Origin of the sequence: Stenotrophomonas sp. TWI169 (assembly GCF_039674705.1) — a bacterium.
In the GTDB taxonomy this organism is placed as follows: Bacteria; Pseudomonadota; Gammaproteobacteria; order Xanthomonadales; family Xanthomonadaceae; genus Stenotrophomonas; species Stenotrophomonas maltophilia_P.
In genome coordinates this window covers 18,103-35,392 of sequence record NZ_JBDJOB010000020.1, presented here as the reverse complement: position 1 = coordinate 35,392, position 17,290 = coordinate 18,103, and the positions used below count along the sequence as shown (strand labels likewise).

Below are 17,290 nucleotides of genomic sequence, written 5' to 3'. Positions count from 1 at the left end.
ATCACTCGGAACCATACGGGGCCGGATTCCTTCGAGGGATCCGGCCCCGTCCGTTTCGGCCCCAGCCGGCCGGTGCGGGGCTACAATCAGGGGCTGAGCCGTACCCCCCCTTTCCCTGCCTGCTGGAGTACCCGATGTTCCCGCGTGACGTCCGCATCGAATCCTACGATCCCGAACTGGCCAAGGCCATCGCCGCTGAGACCCAGCGCCAGGAAGACCATGTCGAGCTGATCGCCAGCGAGAACTACACCAGCCCGGCAGTGATGGAAGCGCAGGGCAGCCAGCTGACCAACAAGTACGCCGAAGGCTATCCGGGCAAGCGCTACTACGGTGGTTGCGAATACGTGGACATCGCCGAGCAGCTGGCGATCGACCGCCTCAAGCAGCTGTTCGGCGCCGACTATGCCAACGTGCAGCCACACAGCGGCTCGCAGGCCAACCAGGCCGTGTACTTCGCGCTGCTGCAGCCGGGCGACACCATCCTCGGCATGAGCCTGGCCCACGGCGGCCACCTCACCCATGGCGCCAAGGTGAACGCCTCGGGCAAGCTGTTCAACGCCGTGCAGTACGGCGTGAACGACCAGGGCCTGATCGACTACGACGAAGTCGAGCGCCTGGCCCTGGAGCACAAGCCGAAGATGGTCGTGGCCGGCTTCTCGGCCTACTCGCAGGTGATCGACTGGGCGCGCTTCCGCGCCATCGCCGACAAGGTCGGCGCCTACCTGTTCGTCGACATGGCCCACGTCGCCGGTCTGGTCGCCGCCGGCGTCTATCCGAGCCCGCTGGACCATGCCCACGTCGTCACCTCCACCACCCACAAGACCCTGCGCGGCCCGCGCGGCGGCATCATCGTCGCCAAGGGTGCCGATGAGGACCTGGTCAAGAAGCTGCAGTCGATCGTGTTCCCGGGTATCCAGGGCGGTCCGCTGATGCACGTCATCGCCGGCAAGGCGGTGGCCTTCAAGGAAGCGCTGGAGCCGGCCTTCAAGACCTATCAGCAGCAGGTGGTGAAGAACGCCCAGGCGATGGCCAGCACGCTCATCGCGCGCGGCTACAAGATCGTCTCCGGCGGCACCCAGAACCACCTGATGCTGGTGGACATGATCGGCAAGGACGTGTCCGGCAAGGACGCGGAAGCGGCACTGGGCAAGGCGCACATCACCGTCAACAAGAACTCGGTGCCGAACGACCCGCGTTCGCCGTTCGTGACCTCGGGCCTGCGCCTGGGTACGCCGGCGGTGACCACCCGTGGCTACACCGAGCAGGACTGCGTGGATCTGGCCAACTGGATCGCCGATGTCCTCGATGCGCCGAACGATGACGCCGTGATCGCCCGCGTGCGCGATGCCGTCAGCGCGCAGTGCCGCAAGTACCCGGTCTACGGTTGATCGGCTGATGGGGTCGGATCCCGTCCCGCAGGGGAAGGGCTCCGACCCCGGCCCAGGGAGAGCAACGCACATGGATGAGCGTATGGATGAACGTCTGCACAAGCGCCTGCACCTCGTGCAGGCCCTGCTGTTCGGGCTGCCAGGCGTGCTGCTGGGAGGCACCGTGGCCTTGGTGGGCGTGTACTCCGGCCTGACGCAGGAAACCCGCCTGCCGAGCCGGCTGCTGCTGGTGTGCTGGGGCACCGCCGGGGCGCTGGGCATTGTTGCCTGGTTGTACATCGGCGCCGGTTTCCTGCTGCAGGGCCGGTCTGGCCTGCAGGCAGTGGGCCGGGTGTGGTGGGCGTTGCTGGCGCTGGGCGCGCTGGCAGCAGTGCCCGCCGTCGTGCTCGGGCTGGTGGTCGGCCTGACCGAACGCATGGAGGGCTTCAGCCTGTTGCTGTTCGGCCCGCCGCTGCTGCTGCCGGCGGCGCATCTGGCCTGGCTGCGCTGGCGGCCTGCTCACCTTCCGGGCGCCTGACTTTCCAGGCAGGTCGCATGGTGGTGCAGGGATCGCCTGTCCAGCCTCACGCATCAGGGTGTTTCCGAGTATTGGGGTGCATCTGGGACGGCTGCAGGGTTGCCCTTGACGAGGGGGCCGTACAGCACATGGAATTTGCCGGAAAGCCCCTTCTCAGGTACCTTTGCGACGCTGCCATGACCGTGGCATGTAGGTTGTCCCCTGAGCCAGGCGTTCCATGTATTGCCCCTTCTGCCAACATGCCGATACCCGGGTCATCGACTCGCGCGTCTCTGAAGACGGCGCGACGATCCGCCGTCGGCGTGAGTGCGAGGCCTGCAACGAGCGCTTCAGCACCCTGGAAACCGTCGAACTGAAGCTGCCGGCCATCGTCAAGAGCGATGGCACCCGCGAGGCCTTCGACCAGCGCAAGGTACGCGCCGGCTTCGATCGCGCGCTGCAGAAGCGTGCCGTGCCGGAAGACAAGATCGAAGCGGCGGTGCGTGCGGTGGTCCATCAGTTGCGCCTCAGTGGCGAGCGTGAAGTGCCTTCGATCAAGGTGGGCGAGTTCGTGATGAACGAGCTGCGCAAGCTCGATCACGTGGGGTACGTGCGATTCGCTTCGGTCTACCGCAGCTTCGAGGATGTGGCCGATTTCCGCGAGGAAATCGAAAAACTCGAACGCGAGCTGCCGGCCAGCACCGAACAGCTGCAGCTGTTGGGCGATGTGATCGCCCTGGCCAAGAAGAAGAAGGGCTGACCGCCTCTGCGGTGGCCTGTGCCAACCTCGGTTGGCACTGATGGCGCATCCACTGGTGGGTGCCAACCTTGGTTGGCACCGATGGCATGGATCAACACCGGCAGCGTTACCATGGCCAGATGACCACCCCATTCTCCGTACTCGACCATCTGCACATGGCCAGCGCGCTGCGTCTGGCCGAGCGCGCCGCCTACACCACCCGCCCCAATCCGATGGTCGGCTGCGTGATCGCCCATGGTGAACGTGTGGTCGGGCAGGGCTGGCACCAGCGTGCCGGTGGCCCGCATGCCGAAGTGTTCGCGTTGCGCGAGGCCGGTGGTGAGGCGCGCGGTGCCACTGCCTACGTCACCCTTGAGCCCTGCGCGCATTACGGGCGCACACCACCGTGCGCACTGGCACTGATCGAGGCCGGTGTATCGCGTGTGGTCGCTGCGCTGCGTGATCCCTTCCCGCAGGTCGATGGCGGCGGATTCGACCTGCTGCGCGGCGCCGGCATCGAGGTCGCCGAAGGGCTGATGGCGGCGCAGGCACGCGAGCTCAACAAGGGCTTTCTGTCACGCGTGGAGCGCAATCGCCCGTGGCTGCGGGTGAAGCTGGCCGCCAGCCTGGACGGGCGTACGGCGATGGCCGACGGCGCGTCCAAATGGATCACCGGAGCAGCGGCGCGCGAAGACGTGCAGCACTGGCGTGCACGCGCCGGCGCGATCCTGACCGGTGCCGATACCGTCCTGGCTGATGATCCGATGCTGACCGTGCGCCTGCGGGACGTCGACGTGATGCCGCCGCTGCGCGTCGTGCTCGATTCGCGCCTGCGTTCCCTGCAGTGCAGCCGCGTGCGCGAGGGTGGGGCACCCACGTTGTACCTGCACGATGCGGCGGTCAGCGCACCGGATGCCGCCGATGCCGAGTTCGCCTGCGTGCCCAGTGCCGACGGCCGTCTCGATCTTGGCGCGATGCTGACCCTGCTGGCCGGGCGCGGCATCAACGAAGTGCATACCGAAGCCGGCGCTACGCTGGCCGGTGCGCTGCTGCGCGGCGGCTGGGTGGATGAGCTGCTGCTGTACCAGGCGCCCACCCTGCTGGGTGACCGGGCCCGCCCGCTGCTGGCCGGGCTGGGCATCGAGGCGATGCAGCAGCAACGCCGGCTGCGCGTGGTCGAGCAATGCCAGGTGGGTGAGGACCTGCGCCTGCTGCTGCGGCCGTAGCATTGGCAGGCGGCGGACGAGACGGACGCGCGGTAGCCGGGGTGGTCAGTCGTGGAGCAGGATTGGGGGAACATCCCCCGCGATACGCATGTCCCATGCCTCGAACGGCAGCAATGTCAGCAGAATGGCCTGGTACAGCTGGTCTGAACGTGCCTCATGCACGTCGCCATGGCGATAGGAGGACCACCCCACCACATGGGTGCGATGCAATGCCGCCGGCGCACTGCGAAGGTGGACGGCGTAGGCGCTGAAGAACACATCGCTGTGCTGCGCCTGCCCGCCGGGCCCGGCCTGGCGCAATGCCCGGTAAAGCGCGAACGTGGGCGCCGGGTCGGGCAACGCGCAGGCGAGCGTGAATCGACCAATCTCGGGACTGCCCAGCGGCAGGAACGCCTCGGCGCAGGTGGCCGTCGACAGTCGCGCCAGCAGTGCATCGGTGACATCCTGCATCACCGACGCCGAGGTGCTGCTGCCGCAGCCAGGTGGGCAGATCGTCGAGGCTGCGCTGCCAATCGATTCCGTTGCGAGGAACAGCGGCAGCGTCCCACAGGGCCAGCTGGTCGCGCGCAGCCGGATCGTGCTGGAGGACAACACGCGCCTGCAGCGTGTACTCCTGTTCCGGCGTGTGTGGCGCGGCAATGCACACGCCGGTGAACAGACAGGACAGAGCGGCGAGCAGGCGCATGTATGGGGCCGGGAAGGTGCTGCAGGATCGGCCCCGGCATCCTGTGAAGCAATGCAACAAGTTGCAAACGGGGTCATGCAGCGCATGTCCCCGCTGCGATGCCATCATCACGCGATCAGGTGCATTCGAGTGTCGCCGGGCATGGCCCGGCGCTACCACTTAGCGGCTCAGGTGCATTCGTCGGTCCACATCATCTCGGCCAGCGGGCGCAGTGCCTTGCACTCCTGCGTCATCTCCTCGACCGACTGCACCTGCGCTTTGGCCTTCAGCTCTTCGGCCATCGCGTCCACGCCACTGATCTGGTCGGGTGCGATCTTCGCCACGCAGGCGCGGTGCTGCTGCAGCAGCAGGTCGCAGCCCGGTATGCCGGTCACTTTCGGCGCGTTGGCCGCCTGCGCGTCCTGCATCCAGTCTTCGAACGGTGCCAGCGCACCGGCCACGGTGCCCACCAAGTCATCGAAGTTGCCGCTGTACCAGTAGCCGTTGTCCTTGGCCGGGTAGAGGGTGAAGGTGCCGCTGACCGGCACGCGTGCACCACGCTGCAGCGCTTGGGTGTAGGCGTCGGTGAACTGCTTGCGCGAGGCCGGGCTGGCATGGTCGGCCAGGCTGGCGGCGAACAGCGGGCGGACCTTGCCCAGGTCGGGCACCTGGCAGGTGTAGGTGATCCGCGCCAGCTTCTGGTCTTCAACGTATTCGTTGTCTTCGATCACGCTCTGGGTTGCGCGGCACTTCGAATCACGCAGCGCCTTGGCGTACAGGGTTTCGGTGGCCGCAGCGTCGACCTTGGCGCCGGTGCTGGCCAGCACGGTCTGCCAGGGTTCGGCCAATGCCTTGGCCAGCGCCCCCGGGTTCGGGGTCACGGCATCCTGGCCCTCGAACGCCGGCTTCAGCGCGTCGTTGAGCGTGCGCGTGGCGGTCGCGTCGTCTTCCAGCAGTACGCGGGCATAGAGATCGAACGTCTGTTCGGGGCTCAGCTGCGTCGAGGCGGCGCTGGCGAACAAGGGAGCGCACAACAGTGCAGTGGCCAGCAGGGAGCGCAGGGGGGTCTTCATGACAGTGATTCCGGGTCCAGAGGCGGGCAAGCCTAGCGCATCTGCCCACGCTTTCGATGGCGCGATGCAGCCAGATAACGGTGTGCAGCGGAAAAAAAACGGGCCCCTTGCGGGGCCCGTTCGATCGCACGACGAGGATCGGGCAATCAGAAGCTGGCGCGGACGCCGGCCGAGAACTGGGTGACATCGCGCTGGCCGGAGACTTCTCCCACCAGGCCCCAGGTCGGGGTGAAATTGATCTGGCCACCGACGGTGCCGACCCAGGTGCCCTTGAAGTCGTTGCCGCCATCCATGTAGCCGGCCTTGGCCCACGCTTCGGTCTTCGGCGAAGGCTTGCCACGCACGCCCATGGTGGCGCGGGCCAGGTTGGTGTGATCCTTCAGGTGTTCGCGGCCGAACAGATCCGATTTCACGGTCAGCTCGGCGTTCTGGCGCACCCAGGCGATGTCGGCGGTGTAGTCCAGGCGGTCCGTCCACGGCATGTGGTAGCCGATGCCCAGCTCAGGCTGGTCCAGTTCGAACTTGGCCGACGCACCGGTGAAGTGGTAGCTCTTGCTGGTACGCGACCAGCTGCCGAACACGTGCACCTGCTCGGCCAGCGCGAACGAACCGCGCACGTAGCCGCCGTCAAGCTTCGGGTCGTTGAAATCGCTGTCGTCGGTCTTGACCTGGGTCCAGCCACCTTCGACGTAGGTGTAGCTCAGCCCTTCGGCGGCCGAGGCCAGCGGAGCGACGGCCAGCAGGCTGGCGATGATCAGGAGCTTGCGCATGGGAATTCCTGTGAATTGCAGTCCATTGGCGGGCGCGCCGGAGGCGCCGCCCGTGGCGACGTCATGTCGTCCGCGGCGAATTTTAATGAAAGTTTTACAAAATGCGAGAGACAGCCGTCACAGGCTGGGCAGGCTTGGGGTCAGATCCGTTTCCCGCCGGGAAACGGCTGCGGCGCCGGGCATCCCACCCCGTTCAGCACGGGCTGGTACACTTGCTGCGCCGGTTCGCCGGTACACAAACGTCTTCAGGGCGGGGTGCAACTCCCCACCGGCGGTAGGTGCGCAAGCACGAGCCCGCGAGCGCCCCGGTCCACGGCCGGGGGTCAGCAGATCCGGTTCAAGGCCGGAGCCGACGGTCATAGTCCGGATGAAAGAAGACGGTGCCACAGGGCTCATGCCCTGCGCGTGCCTGTTTGCCTTGCGGCGTTTTTCGCTCACATCCTGCGGAGAACGTTACTTGTTTACTGGAATCATCGAAGGCGTCGGCCGTCTGGCCGCACGCGAGTCCATCGGCGGCGATGTCCGCTTCACCTTCAATGTCGGCAACCTGCCGTTCGATCACGTGCAGATGGGCGAAAGCATCGCCATCAACGGTGTCTGCCTGACGGTCATCGCATTCGACGCCAACAGCTTCCAGGCCGATGCCTCCACCGAGACGCTGGGCCTGACCACGCTGGGCCAACTCGAGCAGGGCGCGGTCATCAACCTCGAGCGTGCCATGCGCCCGACCGATCGTCTGGGTGGGCATCTGGTCAGCGGCCACGTTGATGGCCTGGGCCAGGTGCTGTCCATCCACGATGACGCGCGCGCCCAGCGCTGGCGCTTCGCCGCGCCGGCCTCGCTGCTGCGCTACATCGCCAAGAAAGGCTCGATCTGCGTGGACGGCGTCAGCCTCACCGTCAACGAAGTGGACGAGGAAGGCTTCGAGGTCGCGCTGATCCCGCATACCGTGGCCAACACCGCCTTCTCCGCCTCCGGCGTGGGCAGTGCGGTGAACCTGGAAATCGACCTGGTCGCCCGTTATGTCGAACGTCTTGTCGGCGGGCACCTGCAGGGAGGCGCAGCATGAACTTCGCGCCGATCCCCGAGATCCTGGAAGACATCCGCCAGGGCCGCATGGTCGTCATCGTCGATGACGAGGACCGCGAGAACGAAGGCGACCTGATCATGGCTGCCGAGCTGGTCAAGGCCAGCGACATCAACTTCATGGTTACCCATGGCCGTGGCCTGGTGTGCCTGCCGTTGACCCGCACCCGCGCCGCCGACCTGGGCCTGGCGCCGATGGTGCAGGCCAACACCGCGCAGTTCCAGACCAATTTCACCGTCAGCATCGAAGCGGCTGAGGGCGTGACCACCGGCATCTCCGCCCATGACCGCGCGCATACCATCCGCACCGCGGTGAAGCCCAACGCGCGGCCGTCGGACCTGCACCAGCCCGGCCACATCTTCCCGCTGATCGCCCAGCCGGGCGGCGTGCTGACCCGCGCCGGCCACACCGAAGCGGGCGTGGACCTGGCCATGCTGGCCGGGCTGGAACCGGCCGGCGTGCTGGTGGAGATCCTCAACCCGGACGGCAGCATGGCGCGTCGCCCGGAGCTGGAAGTGTTCGCCCGCGAGCACGGCCTGAAGATGGGCTCCATCGCCGACCTGATCGCCTACCGCCTGGCCACCGAGAAGACTGTCGAACGCGTCGATGAGCGCGACATCGATACCGAGTTTGGCCCGTTCAGGCTGGTGACCTACCGCGACCGCATCGCCCACGACCTGCACTTCGCCCTGGTCCGCGGCACTCCCGACGCTGGCACGCCTACCCTGGTGCGCGTGCAGGTGGAGAATCCGCTGGCTGACCTGCTGCACTGGCGTCGTGACGATTTCGGCGTGGCCGCCACCGACGCGCTGCGTGCGATCGCCGCCGAAGGTGCCGGCGTGATGGTGGTGCTGTCGGCGCCGCGCGATGGCGAGGCGCTGCTCGCCCGCCTGCGCCAGCAGCCCGCACCGGTGGTGCCGGGCAAGGACAAGGATGTGGGCCAGTGGCGCCGCAATGGCGCCGGTGCGCAGATCCTGTCCGATCTGGGGCTGGGCAAGCTGCGCGTGCTGGGCACGCCGCGCCGGCAGATCGGCCTGGCCGGCTATGGCCTGGAAGTGGTGGAGACGGTGGCCCTGTAACGGTCGCCCCGTGGGGTCGGAGGCCGCGGTGCGGGATCCGACCCCGGTAGCGCCGGGCCATGCCCGGCGGATGCCAGGCCCCCGCCAACCACGGCCGGGGCACATCCACGCTAGAATTACCCCTTATCGAGTCCCCCAAGCCGCATATGAGCCACTACGAAGGCGATCTTCGCACTCCCGAGTCGGCGCGCTTTGCCATCCTGGCCAGCCGCTGGAACGCCCGCATCACCGATACGCTGGTGGCCGGCGCACGCCAGAGCCTGGCCGGCAACGGCATCACCGAAGCCAACATCGACGTGATCCGGGTGCCGGGCGCCTGGGAACTGCCGCTGGTCGCCGCACGCATGGCCGCCGCCCATGAACACGCCGCCATCCTCACCCTCGGCTGTGTGATCCGCGGCGACACCCGTCATTACGAACACGTGGCCGACCGCTGCGCCGAAGGCCTGATGCGCGTGCAGCTGGATTTCGGCGTGCCGGTACTGAACGGCGTGCTGGCGGTGGAACGCGTGGAAGATGCCGAGGCCCGCGCCGGCGGCAGCCACGGCAACAAGGGCGAAGAAGTCGCACTCGCCGCATTGGAAATGGTCAATCTTCTGGAGCAGCTGCCATGAACAAGAACACCCAGGGCAAGCCCTCCGGTAAACCCGTCCGCCGCGATGGCATTGATCCGGTGCTGCGCTCGCGCGCGCGCCGTCGTGCCGTGCAGGCCGTCTACGCGTGGCAGATTTCCGGCGGCAACGCACAGTCGCTGATCGCCCAGTTCGCGCATGAGCAGGCCCGCGAGATCGCCGATCTGGCGTACTTCGAGGCGCTGATGCACGGCGTGCTCGACAACCGCACCGACATCGACGAAGCGCTGGGCCCGTATCTGGACCGTGGCATCGAGGAAGTCGATGCCATCGAACGCGCGGTGCTGCGCCTGGCGGCGTACGAGCTGCGCTACCGCCTGGACGTGCCGTACCGCGTGGTGATCAACGAGGCCATCGAATCGGCCAAGCGCTTCGGCTCCGAACACGGCCACACCTACGTCAACGGTGTGCTGGACCGCGCCGCCGTGGAATGGCGCAAGGTCGAATCGGGCCACTGATCCGATCGCTGTAGAGCCGTGCCCTGCCTGGCTCACCGCGCAGGGCAGGGCTGCGTCCGGTAGTGTGGCGCGTGATCGAACTGCAGCCGCGCATGGCCCGGCTGCTACATAAGAGCAGAACGCCCCATGTCCCTGGCCGAATTCGCCCTCATCGACCGTATCCGCGCCCGCACCGCCGAGCGCGATGACGTGCTGCTTGGCATCGGTGACGATGCCGCGCTGCTGCAGCCGCGCGCGAATGAACAGCTGGTGGTGACCGCCGATACACTCAACAGTGGCGTGCACTTCCCGGTGGAGACGCCGGCCTTCGATATCGGCTGGAAGACGCTGGCGGTCAATCTGTCCGATCTTGCGTCGATGGGCGCGCGACCGGCCTGGTGCACCCTGGCGCTGTCATTGCCGGAAACGTCCGAAGACTGGATCGAGGCATTCGCCGATGGCTTCTTCGCATTGGCCGACCAGCATGACGTCGCGCTGATCGGGGGGGACACCACGCGCGGACCGCTGTCGTTGTCTGTCACCGCAATGGGCCAGGTGGGCCGTGGTCAGGCCCTGCGCCGCGACCGTGCACAGGCCGGCGATGACATCTGGGTCAGTGGCACGCTGGGGGATGCGGCAGGTGCGCTGCGCCTGTGGCAACAGGGTGCGTTGAACGTGGCCACGGCCACGTTGCTGGCCGACTATGAAAGCCTGCGCCAGCGCCTGCTACGGCCGACGCCACGCGTGACCCTCGGCCTGCGCCTGCGTGCCTTCGCGCATGCGGCAGTGGATGTGTCCGACGGACTGCTGGCCGATCTGGACCACATCGCCCGCCGCAGTGACGTGGCAGCGCATGTCGATACCGATGCGTTGCCGATCTCGCACGCGCTGCGTGAGCTGCTCGGCCGCGATGGCGCGCGCGACTGTGCATTGCGTGGCGGAGACGACTACGAGTTGTGCTTCACCGCGGCCGCCGATCAGCGCGACGCACTGCATTACCTCGCCGAATCGCTGGACCTGCCGCTCACCCGCATTGGCCGCATCGCCGAAGGGCAGGGCGTGCACGTGGATGGCGAAGTGGCCGACGGTGGTTATCAGCACTTCGCCTGACGAATGAGAACGCCGGGCATGGCCCGGCGCTACCGTCCTGACACGGACGGCGTTCATGCACAGGGCGGCGCCTCATGCAGGAGGCAGCACCTTGCCCGGGTTGAGGATGCCATCCGGGTCCAGCGTGGCCTTGATCGCGCGCATGGTCGCCAGCGTGGCGGGAGTGAACGCCTGCGCCATGAAATCGCGCTTGGCCAGGCCAATGCCATGTTCACCGGACAGTGTGCCGCCCAGCGCCAGCGTCAGCGCGAAGATCTTCGGCAGCGCCGCATGCGCTCGCGCGCTCTCATCGGCATCGTCCGGGTGGTACAGGATGTTGACATGCAGGTTGCCGTTGCCGGCATGGCCGAAGGTGACGATGGTCAGGCTGTACTCGCCTGCCAGCGCCTGTACCCCGGCAACCAGGTCGGGAATGCGCGATACCGGCACCACCACGTCTTCGTTGATCTTGCCGGGTGCAACGCTGCGCAGCGCGGGCGACAGTGCCTTGCGCGCCGCCCACAGCTGGTCGCGTGCGCGGCCCTCCATCGCTACGTCCAGTTCCATCATGCCGTCGCCTTCGGCAGCGCTGGCCAGCGCCTGCAGCAGGTAGGGCAGGGTGTCGTGGTCGCCATCGGCCTCGACCAGCAGCATCGCGCCGGCCTCCGGTACGTCGGCGCCATTGAGGCGCAGCAGCTCCAGGCTGCGCGCGTCCATGAACTCCAGGCGGCTCGGTACCACTGGCTGCGACATCAGCCGCGATACCGCGGCGGAGGCGGCATCGGCATCGCGGTACAGCACGCGCAGTCCGGCCTGCGCGACCGGCAGCGGCGTCAGCTTCAAGGTAGCTTCCACGATCAGCGCCAGGGTGCCCTCGCTACCCACCAGCAGGTGGGTCAGGTCGTAGCCGGTGGCATCCTTGGTATAGGCACCACCGCAGCGGATCACCTCGCCGGTGCCGGTGACCGCGACCAGCCCCAGTACGTTGTCTCGGCTGGTGCCGTACTTCACCGCGCGTGGGCCACCGGCATTGCAGGCGAGATTGCCGCCGACGCTGCAGATCTCCGCGCTGGACGGGTCCGGCGCCCAGAACAGCCCATGCGGTGTCAGCGCCTGCTGCAGGGCGCCGTTGAGCACGCCAGGCTGCACCACCGCGCAGCGATCACCGGCACGGATCTCGACGATGCGATCCATGCGGGTGAACGACAGCACGATGCTGCCCGGCAGGGGCACCGCCGCCCCGGTGGTGCCGGTGCCCGCGCCACGCGCGACCAGGGCCACGCCGTGCACACGGCAGGCGCGGACCAGCGCCTGCACCTGTTCGGTGTCGGCCGGCAGCGCGACGGCGGCGGGGCGTTGCCGGCGCCATGAGTTGTCCTGCGCATTCGCCTCCAGCGCGGTGTCATCCATGCGCCAGCCCTCCGTGCCCAGCAGGGCGGACAGTTCGGCAACCAGGGCAGCGGGCAGGGCAGGGCTCATGTTGGATCTCGTGGAACAACCGGTACGGAGTGGATGGCCTTGCAGGCGGCCTCTGCGCCGGGCATCGGCACGGCAGCGTGGGTGATGATCGAGGGCATCAGCAGTCGTCCAGCCGGAACGCGTCGCGCAGCCAGTGCAGCTGTGGCGGTTCGCCGCTGGCCTCGACCACGTCGAAGCGGCAGGGCGCATCGGCCAGTGCAGGATGCGCCTGCAGGTACAACTGTGCGGCCTGTACCAGGCGCCGGCATTTGCGGGGGTCGACCGAGGCGGCAGCGCCGCCGAAGTCGCTGCGCGCGCGGTACCGCACCTCCACGAAAACCACGGTACCGGCGTCGTCCATCACCAGGTCCAGTTCACCGCTTCGATAACGGACATTGCGCGCGCGTGGCTGCAGCCCGGCCTGTTGCAGGTGCAGCTCGGCGGCGGTTTCCACCGCCGAGCCCCGCTGCGTGCGCTCAGCGACCACCGACGATGGGCATCGGCCGGCCGCCGCTGAAGGTCGACCACGCCGGCTGGCGCAGGATGTTGCCGTTGCCATCGAGGAACAGGGTGCCGGTGGCGCCTTCCAGGCCGCCTTCGTTGGCCAGCTTGTCCAGATAGCTGCTGATCTTCCACGCGTCGGCGCCGAAGGCGAACAGGCGGCCGGCGGCACCGCGCGCGCTGGGCAGCGTGCTGGCGACCTGGCTGGCCGACGGCAGGCCGGAGACACTGCGCACGTTCCAGGCTTCATTCGGGTAGACGATGCCGTCCAGTGCCACGTCTTCCTCCACCTTGCCGCTGCCGATGGTCAGCTGGGACGTGCCGACGCGGGTGGCGCCGCCGACACCGGCCAGCGCCAGCTGCGGCGCGAGCAGCCGCGCCTGCGGAGCGCGCACGGCGAGAAACACAGCGTCGACCTGGCCGGCATTGCGCACCTGGGCGCCGACATCGCCCACCGCTTCAGGGACCGATACCGTGGCGGCCACCTGGCCACCGCGCTGGGTGAAACGCTGGGAGAAGGCCGCGGCGGCGCGGCGGCCGGTATCGTCGCTGCTGCTGATGACCAGGGCGCGATTGCGCTCACGGCCGCGCAGGTATTCGGCGGCGACGATGCCGTCGTCTTCCGGGGCGAGCGAGAAGCCGGCGCTGCCGGCCGGCGGTGAATCCTTGCCACGGTTCAGCGCCAGCACCGGCACCTGCAGCGGCTGGCGGCCGTATACCGCATCCACTTCATCGCGGCCCAGCGGGCCAACGACGAAGTCGGCACCGGAGGCCACTGCCTTGTCGTAAGCAGCCAATGCACCGGCCGGCGTGCCGGCGGTATCGAAGAAATTGATGTCCGGGCGGCGGCGCGATTCGCCGTAATAGGCGGCGAGCAGGCCATCGCGCACCGGCTGTGCCGCGGTGGCAAGGCGGCCACTGAGTGGCAGCAGCACGGCCAGCTTCGCCGGCGGGCGGTAGCCATCGCTCATTGCCGGCGGGCGCTTGCTGGTATCGAACTGGGCGGCACCGTCGCGGTCGAACGGACGCGGAAGCGGCAGGCCGCGGGCGATCAACGCACGGCCGGCGAAGTTGTACAGCGGATCGTTGGCCGGCAGCGCGGCGGCACGGCTGCGCAGCGTGGCATCGTCGAGGGTGCCAAGCAGGCCTGAAATGGCCGCCTGGTTCTCGTTGCGCGCGCTGCCGGTGAGGCCGGCCTGCGCGCGTGCGCGGTCGCTGGCGGCGCCGAAGGCATCGCCAGTGGCCTGCAGGGCCTGGGCACGGGCGAGCAGCCAGCGCGTGCGCAGGCCGGGTGCGACGTTGTCGCCATTGTCCTTGAGCAGGGCCAGCGCCTGTGCGGGTTGCTTGTCAGCCAGTGCCAGCTCGGCGCCGGTCAGCTGGTAACGCTGCAGGCTGGCACCGGACAGCTGTCGGGCGCTGAGCTGCCCCAGCAGGCTGCGCGCGCGGGTGCTGTCGCCGGCCAGGTGCCACGCCCAGGCTGCATCCGCCAGGGCATTGCTGCGCGCGCTGCCGCGCAGGGTGGCCGCCAGGCCCTCCAGCTGCATCGCGGCGTCGCGCGGCTTGCCCTGTTCGATCAGCGCCAGCGCCTGGCTCTGGGCCGGCGATTCGGGCGCGCTGGTGAAGCTGGTGGTGGCACAGCCGGCCAGGAGCATCAGCGACAACGAAAGGGCGGAGATGCGTGCGGCGGGCTTGTTCATGATCGGGTCCATGCGATGAGGGCAGCGGCCTTGGCCAGGTACACGCTAGGATTCTACCCTTGCCCCGTGAGTACCGCTGAAATGAGTGTCCCCACCCTGTATGTCGTCGCCACGCCGATCGGCAACCTGGCCGATCTGAGTCCGCGCGCACAGGAGGTGCTGCGTTCGGTAGCGGCGATCTGTGCCGAAGACACGCGGCGCAGCGGCCAGCTGTTGTCCCATTTCGGCATCCAGCAGCCGCTGGTGGCGCTGCACGAGCACAACGAAGACGCCCTGGCGCAGCGACTGGTCTCGCGCCTGCAGGCGGGCGAATCGCTGGCGCTGGTCAGCGATGCCGGCACGCCGCTGGTCAGCGATCCCGGCTTCCGCCTGGTACGGGCCGCGCGCGCGGCGGGCATCCGGGTCAGCCCGGTTCCGGGTGCCTGTGCCGCCATTGCCGCGCTCAGCGTGGCCGGCCTGCCCAGCGATCGCTTCAGTTTCGAGGGATTCCTGCCGGCCAAGGCCAGCGGGCGCCGCGACCGGCTGCAGGCGCTCGCCGGCGAGGTGCGCACGATGGTGTTCTACGAATCCTCGCACCGGATCGCCGAGTCCCTGGCGGACATGGCGGCGATCTTCGGCGGTGAGCGGCCTGCGGTGCTGGCGCGGGAGCTGACCAAGCTGTTCGAGACCGTGCTGGATGGCGATCTGGCGGCCTTGCTGGCAACGGTCGAAGCCGACGAGAACCAGCGCAAGGGCGAGTTTGTGGTGATGGTGCAGGGGGCCGGCGACGACGAGGAAGCGCAGCTGGCCCATGGCCGTCGCGTCTACGCCACATTGAGCGAGCACCTGCCGCCGTCGACCGCCGCCAAGCTGGCCGCCGAGCTGACCGGCGCACCGCGCAAGGCGTTGTACGGCCGGTAGCGCCGGGCCATGCCCGGCGTGCGCGTCGCGCGGCATCGAACAGCCACCGGGCAGGAACCACCCGCGTACGGTAGAATGCGCGCTGGCGGAGCCGGCCAGACAGTCGCGTCATCCCTTGCGGGGTGCCGAGGAAAGTCCGGGCTCCACAGGGCAAGGTGCCAGGTAACGCCTGGGCGGCGCAAGCCGACGGAAAGTGCAACAGAAAGATACCGCCTACGTCTTCTTCGGAAGGCCGGTAAGGGTGAAATGGTGCGGTAAGAGCGCACCGCGAGTCTGGTAACAGACCGGCACGGCAAACCCCACCTGGAGCAAGACCAAATAGGGATCCTTTGGCGCGGCCCGCGTTGGATCCGGGTAGGTTGCTTGAGCGTTGCGGTGACGTAACGCCTAGAGGAATGACTGTCCACGACAGAACCCGGCTTATCGGCCGGCTCCGCCTCCATTCACTTTTGTAGCGCCAGGCCATGCCCGGCGGCATCCTGCCCGCCGCTCAGAAGTCGATGCGGCTTCCGGCAACAAATACGCCCTGCGGCCCGAAGCGGCGTTCATGGATCTGCCCGTGGCCATCACCATCGATCAGCAGCACGGTGCTGGCACGGGTGCCGTAGTCGTCGCCGCGGATGAAGGCCGGGCTCAACCAGCGCTCGCGTTCCAGCCCGATGCCGGTGTCCGGCAGGTCACTGTCGGCAGGCCGGTGTTCGTCGGCCAGCGCGGTCCATAGCGGGGTCAGGTCCGGGGTCAGATCCCTTTCGCTTTGCGAAGGAGATCTGACCCCGTCTTCTTCCAGCCAGGCCGTCAGCGCCGCCATCAGCCGCTGTGTCTTCGGCCAGGGGGCATCCAGTGCACCGTTGGACATGCCATGCACGCCCGGCCCCAGGCGCTGCCGTTCGGCAGGGTGGTTGCCCAGATACTCCAGGCTGTCGCTATCGGCCAGCAGCAGGTTGAACGGGGCGTAGGCGCCGGCCACGGCCGCCAAGCGGTCGATATGCACTGCGGCCGGGTCGCGGCCACGCAGGAAGTCGGCCACCAGCGCGCCACGCGAGGGACCGGTCTGGGCGGCCAGCGGATCGCGCACATTGGTGACCACCGCCATCCGGCCGCTGGCACCGACGCCGGCCCAGCCTCCTCCGGAGCGGAGGTCGCGCCCGCCGATGACGGAGGTCTCATCCTGCCAGCGGGCCAGCGCCGCAGTGGGGCGGGCGTGGAACTCATCACGGTTGCCGGTCATCACCAGCCGCCAGCGCGGATGGTGCATCCAGCCAAGAGCAAGCAGGCACATGACGTCATTGTGCCCGGTTTGCGCAGTCTGGCGCCGCTTTCAGCCAGTTCCCGATGAATGCGGGGGCGATGTTTCACGCCCCCTGCACAGGCCTGAACTTCCGTTCAATCTCAAAAATTGAGACGGATCAGCAACTTGTGGATAAGCCTTGAACAATTCTCTAAAGGTTGCTGCAAGCCATTGATGTGGCTGGCGATTTCCCTGCGGAAAAGTTGTTGACAACCCTTCGCTCGCTGCTAAGGTGGGCATCAGAGGGAAATCCGGGTGTTTTGTGGGTTTTCGTGGTTCAATGTTTCACCGGGCGAAGGACAAGGTGCAGGCGTCGTGTTTCAGGGCGAGACGGCCATCACAGTTGACGACAAGGGGCGCATGGCGGTTCCCACCGCTTACCGCGACCTCGTCGCGCGCGCCAGCAACAACCGTCTCGTGTTGACCTACAACCCGTTCGAAGCCGGCTGCCTGTGGCTGTATGCCGAGTCCGAATGGGAGCGGGTCCGCGACGATGTCATGTCCAAGCCCAATACCCAGCGCGTCGTGCGCCTGTTGCAGCAGAAGCTGGTCGGCTCGGCCGCCCACCTGGAGCTGGACGGCAACGGTCGTATCAGCATTCCCGCCAGCCACCGCGGTGCGGTGGGCATAGAAAAGAAGGCGGTATTGCTCGGTATGGGCGACAAGTTCGAATTGTGGAGCGAGCAGGCGCATCGTGCCCTGATCCAGCAGACGTTGTCTGACGAGGATCTGGGCGATGGGTTGCTCGACCTGAAGTTGTGAGCCG

Annotated in this window: 18 protein-coding genes, 1 other RNA gene and 1 riboswitch; of the genes, 12 read left to right on the top strand and 7 right to left on the bottom strand. The window is 67.7% G+C overall.

Annotated elements, in window-relative coordinates:
* Nucleotides 1-134 precede the first annotated feature (134 nt).
* From glyA to ribD, 4 genes are all read left to right on the top strand, one after another.
* Nucleotides 135-1,388: a serine hydroxymethyltransferase gene (gene glyA / locus ABE543_RS14880; protein WP_065175825.1), complete on the top strand. Its 1,254-nt coding sequence runs from the start codon at nt 135-137 to the stop codon at nt 1,386-1,388.
* A gap of 82 nt (nt 1,389-1,470) precedes the next feature.
* On the top strand, nt 1,471-1,905 hold the full coding sequence (locus tag ABE543_RS14875; RefSeq protein WP_164151695.1) for a hypothetical protein: 435 nt from the start codon (nt 1,471-1,473) through the stop codon (nt 1,903-1,905).
* Between the two features lie 217 nt (nt 1,906-2,122).
* A complete protein-coding gene (gene nrdR / locus ABE543_RS14870; RefSeq protein ID WP_053518899.1) occupies nt 2,123-2,644 on the top strand; it encodes a transcriptional regulator NrdR in 522 nt (173 codons plus the stop codon).
* A 119-nt stretch (nt 2,645-2,763) separates the two neighbouring features.
* Entirely contained in the window at nt 2,764-3,849 is a 1,086-nt protein-coding gene (ribD, locus tag ABE543_RS14865; protein WP_346475842.1) for a bifunctional diaminohydroxyphosphoribosylaminopyrimidine deaminase/5-amino-6-(5-phosphoribosylamino)uracil reductase RibD, read from the top strand.
* Nucleotides 3,850-3,894: 45 nt separating this feature from the next.
* Here the strand turns inward: ribD and ABE543_RS14860 are convergent, their stop codons facing one another.
* The 3 genes from ABE543_RS14860 to ABE543_RS14850 form a co-directional block, all read right to left on the bottom strand.
* A complete protein-coding gene (locus ABE543_RS14860; RefSeq protein WP_346475841.1) occupies nt 3,895-4,440 on the bottom strand; it encodes a hypothetical protein in 546 nt (181 codons plus the stop codon).
* A 261-nt stretch (nt 4,441-4,701) separates the two neighbouring features.
* Nucleotides 4,702-5,586: a hypothetical protein gene (locus tag ABE543_RS14855; protein ID WP_346475840.1), complete on the bottom strand. Its 885-nt coding sequence runs from the start codon at nt 5,584-5,586 to the stop codon at nt 4,702-4,704.
* 146 nt (nt 5,587-5,732) lie between these two features.
* The gene (locus ABE543_RS14850) at nt 5,733-6,356 is read right to left on the bottom strand and encodes a hypothetical protein (protein ID WP_053518907.1); all 624 of its coding nucleotides are present in this window, start codon (nt 6,354-6,356) and stop codon (nt 5,733-5,735) included.
* A gap of 237 nt (nt 6,357-6,593) precedes the next feature.
* A riboswitch (FMN riboswitch) is annotated at nt 6,594-6,739 on the top strand.
* Nucleotides 6,740-6,813: 74 nt separating this feature from the next.
* On the opposite strand from ABE543_RS14850, the gene ABE543_RS14845 reads away from it, so the two are divergent.
* The 5 genes from ABE543_RS14845 (at nt 6,814) to thiL (ending at nt 10,701) form a co-directional block, all read left to right on the top strand.
* Nucleotides 6,814-7,425: a riboflavin synthase gene (locus tag ABE543_RS14845; RefSeq protein WP_111186317.1), complete on the top strand. Its 612-nt coding sequence runs from the start codon at nt 6,814-6,816 to the stop codon at nt 7,423-7,425.
* Nucleotides 7,422-8,522 (top strand): 3,4-dihydroxy-2-butanone-4-phosphate synthase, encoded by a 1,101-nt coding sequence (ribB, locus tag ABE543_RS14840; RefSeq protein ID WP_053516472.1) that lies wholly within the window; start codon nt 7,422-7,424, stop codon nt 8,520-8,522. Before ABE543_RS14845 ends, ribB begins: the two co-directional genes overlap by 4 nt.
* Nucleotides 8,523-8,668: 146 nt before the next feature.
* Nucleotides 8,669-9,136: a 6,7-dimethyl-8-ribityllumazine synthase gene (gene ribH, locus ABE543_RS14835; RefSeq protein ID WP_346475839.1), complete on the top strand. Its 468-nt coding sequence runs from the start codon at nt 8,669-8,671 to the stop codon at nt 9,134-9,136.
* Nucleotides 9,133-9,612 carry a transcription antitermination factor NusB gene (gene nusB / locus ABE543_RS14830; protein ID WP_053516471.1) on the top strand — a complete coding sequence of 160 codons (480 nt, stop codon included), beginning with the start codon at nt 9,133-9,135 and terminating at the stop codon, nt 9,610-9,612. The genes ribH and nusB overlap by 4 nt, the downstream gene beginning before the upstream one ends.
* A gap of 126 nt (nt 9,613-9,738) precedes the next feature.
* A complete protein-coding gene (gene thiL, locus ABE543_RS14825; protein ID WP_346475838.1) occupies nt 9,739-10,701 on the top strand; it encodes a thiamine-phosphate kinase in 963 nt (320 codons plus the stop codon).
* A gap of 72 nt (nt 10,702-10,773) precedes the next feature.
* Here the strand turns inward: thiL and ABE543_RS14820 are convergent, their stop codons facing one another.
* The 3 genes from ABE543_RS14820 to ABE543_RS14810 all read right to left on the bottom strand — a co-directional run bounded on the left by ABE543_RS14820 (nt 10,774) and on the right by ABE543_RS14810 (nt 14,336).
* The gene (locus tag ABE543_RS14820) at nt 10,774-12,159 is read right to left on the bottom strand and encodes an FAD-linked oxidase C-terminal domain-containing protein (RefSeq protein WP_346475837.1); all 1,386 of its coding nucleotides are present in this window, start codon (nt 12,157-12,159) and stop codon (nt 10,774-10,776) included.
* A 97-nt stretch (nt 12,160-12,256) separates the two neighbouring features.
* Complete coding sequence (locus tag ABE543_RS14815) at nt 12,257-12,625, bottom strand: YraN family protein (RefSeq protein WP_065182806.1); 369 nt, start codon at nt 12,623-12,625, stop codon at nt 12,257-12,259.
* Nucleotides 12,615-14,336: a penicillin-binding protein activator gene (locus tag ABE543_RS14810; protein ID WP_128989130.1), complete on the bottom strand. Its 1,722-nt coding sequence runs from the start codon at nt 14,334-14,336 to the stop codon at nt 12,615-12,617. The genes ABE543_RS14815 and ABE543_RS14810 overlap by 11 nt, the downstream gene beginning before the upstream one ends.
* An 81-nt stretch (nt 14,337-14,417) precedes the next feature.
* Between ABE543_RS14810 and rsmI the strand changes: the two genes are divergently transcribed.
* Both rsmI and rnpB read left to right on the top strand, forming a co-directional pair.
* Nucleotides 14,418-15,236 carry a 16S rRNA (cytidine(1402)-2'-O)-methyltransferase gene (rsmI, locus tag ABE543_RS14805; RefSeq protein ID WP_053516466.1) on the top strand — a complete coding sequence of 273 codons (819 nt, stop codon included), beginning with the start codon at nt 14,418-14,420 and terminating at the stop codon, nt 15,234-15,236.
* Nucleotides 15,237-15,323: 87 nt separating this feature from the next.
* An RNA gene (rnpB, locus tag ABE543_RS14800) (RNase P RNA component class A) lies at nt 15,324-15,675 on the top strand.
* Between the two features lie 51 nt (nt 15,676-15,726).
* Here rnpB and ABE543_RS14795 read toward each other — a convergent pair.
* On the bottom strand, nt 15,727-16,515 hold the full coding sequence (locus ABE543_RS14795) for an NRDE family protein (RefSeq protein ID WP_346475836.1): 789 nt from the start codon (nt 16,513-16,515) through the stop codon (nt 15,727-15,729).
* A gap of 324 nt (nt 16,516-16,839) precedes the next feature.
* Between ABE543_RS14795 and mraZ the strand changes: the two genes are divergently transcribed.
* Nucleotides 16,840-17,286 carry a division/cell wall cluster transcriptional repressor MraZ gene (gene mraZ, locus ABE543_RS14790; RefSeq protein ID WP_004143635.1) on the top strand — a complete coding sequence of 149 codons (447 nt, stop codon included), beginning with the start codon at nt 16,840-16,842 and terminating at the stop codon, nt 17,284-17,286.
* The last annotated feature ends 4 nt before the right edge of the window (nt 17,287-17,290 follow it).